Source organism: Brasilonema bromeliae SPC951 (assembly GCF_012912135.1).
Lineage (GTDB): Bacteria > Cyanobacteriota > Cyanobacteriia > Cyanobacteriales > Nostocaceae > Brasilonema > Brasilonema bromeliae.
Genome location: NZ_QMEB01000390.1, coordinates 1 through 2,303 on the forward strand (window position 1 = coordinate 1; position 2,303 = coordinate 2,303).

Here is a 2,303-nt window from a genome sequence, read left to right on the forward strand (position 1 = left end):
CCTCACCCTGCCCTGTCGGGCATCCCTCTCCTTATAAAGGAGAGGGAAAGATTTTTACGCAGTAAAAAGCGAGGGTGAGGTTGTCTCGTTCCTTGTCTCTGGCAAGGAATGCAGCTGCTTAGGCTCTGCCTCCTTTTGTTTGCTACTAGAGGCAGAGCCTCTAGAAGTTCGTTCCCAGGCTCCAGCCTGGGAACGAGAGTGATAGATATTCAGTGAGCTAATCGCATACTTGGACTCTTAGCCTCAGAATTTATTTCTTGGCGGACGAGAATGATGTCGGAGGATTTGAGCGATAAGCCACCAGACTTCGGCGTGAGCGCTCAGTGCTTCGACAGGCTCAGCAACCATCGAAGGCTTGAGGCTACAAAGTATCGCACAGAGTACCAGTTGAGCGATCGCGCAAAATACCCGCTTTTAGGTGGCGATAGCTTCGCTGCTGCCTAAGCGCAAAGCGCACGCTACGCGAACGGCAGATCGCTCTTTAATTCAAAGCCAAGATTCTAAAGATAACGTTCAATTTAAAAAAACATTTTTAAAGTTTGATAGGGAGAGCTTTTTTGTAATAATGGGTCTACAACAGTAAAGTAAACACAAAAGTGATAGTTATGCCCCTGGTAAGTATTCCTAAGAGTTATCTCGTGTCTGAAGATGAGGAATCGATCATATTGGATTTACCACAGTCAGTTCTAGCCTCATTGCAACGGGATTATGGAAAGATTCAGAAGGCTAAAGGAATTCTTCAGCATCAGAAAGAGGCAATGTTTGCTCATCTAGATGCTGTGCGTGAAGAATGGGAATGAACTATCTCTATGATACAAATATTTTTATTTACTATTTGGCGGGAGATGATACAGTTTCTGAATTATTTTCAGAAACTTTTCTTAATAAAAATTACGTTGTAATCTCTCCGATTGTACGGATCGAGTTACTTTGTTTTTCTGGTTTGTCTGATGACGAGGCAGAGGTTATTGAAGATTTATTAAGTCAGTTTGATTCAATTCTGATTTCTAGGAAAATTGAGAATCAAACAATTGCTTTAAAGCGGAAACACAAAATCAAGTTACCAGATGCGGTGATTGCAGCAACAGCTTTATGTCAGCAAGCAGTTTTGGTAACTCGCAATTTTCACGATTTCCAGGATATTGCAGAATTAAAGTTAGAGAATCCTTTTGGTGATGAATAAAAAGTTTGGGGAGATGTTAATCTTTAAGAGAAAACGCATATCGATGTATTAACAATACACCGACTTGCGTTACAGTGTGGATATCCAAAAAGCAGATTAAATCACTAGTGATTGTACCTCCACAGGCGTATCAGGTTGCTTCCCCCACTCATTCCAAGAACCGTCGTAATTGCGTACATTCTGATAGCCCAGCAAATACTTCAACACAAACCAAGTATGTGAGGAACGTCCCCCAATAGCGCAGTACGTTATCACTTCTTTGTCAGGAGTAACGCCTTTGTTGCTGTATAAAGCGTATAGTTCTTCGGCTGATTTAAATGTCTCATCTTCATTCAGGGCTGATTCATATGGAATGTGAACAGCACCTGGAATGTGCCCTGCACGTTCTGTTCCTTCTGGTGGCTTCGTGCTGAACCATTCGCCGCGATACTCTTCGGGTGTGCGTACATCCAGCAAAACACGATCTGACTTGCCAATACTCGCTTGCACTTGCTCTTGCAGCGCACGTATGCTATAATTACCATCCTGTTGTGTGTATGTTGTTGTCGTAATACTGGGTGTTTCAGTCAACAGAGGGCGTTCTTCTACAACCCATTTTTTGCGACCACCATTCATGACTCGCACATCATCATGCCCAAATATTTTTAAAAACCAAAAGATAATAGGGGCGATCGCATTATGATTACCATAAATAACGACTGTCGTATCATTTGCGATACCTGAACGTCCTAGCAGTTCTTCCAACGCTTTTTTATCAAAATTGAAACGGAAATCGGGTTGCAGGATGGTGGTAAATCCGTTCCAAAAGATCGCGCCAGGAATGTGACCAGAGTCATAAGCTGTTGCATCCATATCCACTTCCACAAGACGCACTTTGGGGTCATGCAAATGGTCAGCAACCCACTCAGTCTCTACAATAACTTCAGGATGAGCGTAATTTAACGGTGACATCAGGCGTTACTCCTTGCTGTGTAAATGTTGATGACGCTAGAGTAAAATTGATTCCCTGACTACGCCTAGTCCTCGAACGAGTACACCGAGTAACTTTTTCTGTAACTTATAGATCAATACAGTTCAGTTAAGCCTCAAAGTCAGGTAAAGTAAGCATTATTCGCAAGCA

General features: G+C 42.6%; 3 protein-coding genes. 2 read left to right on the plus strand and 1 reads right to left on the minus strand.

Translation table 11 applies throughout. The features are described 5' to 3' along the window. Positions 1-605 precede the first annotated feature (605 nt). Positions 606-800: a hypothetical protein gene (locus DP116_RS27895; protein WP_169158207.1), complete on the plus strand. Its 195-nt coding sequence runs from the start codon at positions 606-608 to the stop codon at positions 798-800. After that, positions 797-1,183: a type II toxin-antitoxin system VapC family toxin gene (locus DP116_RS27900; protein ID WP_048868366.1), complete on the plus strand. Its 387-nt coding sequence runs from the start codon at positions 797-799 to the stop codon at positions 1,181-1,183. The genes DP116_RS27895 and DP116_RS27900 overlap by 4 nt, the downstream gene beginning before the upstream one ends. A gap of 96 nt (positions 1,184-1,279) precedes the next feature. Here the strand turns inward: DP116_RS27900 and DP116_RS27905 are convergent, their stop codons facing one another. Beyond that, positions 1,280-2,134, minus strand: a complete 855-nt coding sequence (locus tag DP116_RS27905; protein WP_169158208.1) for a sulfurtransferase — start codon at positions 2,132-2,134, stop codon at positions 1,280-1,282. Positions 2,135-2,303: the final 169 nt, after the last annotated feature.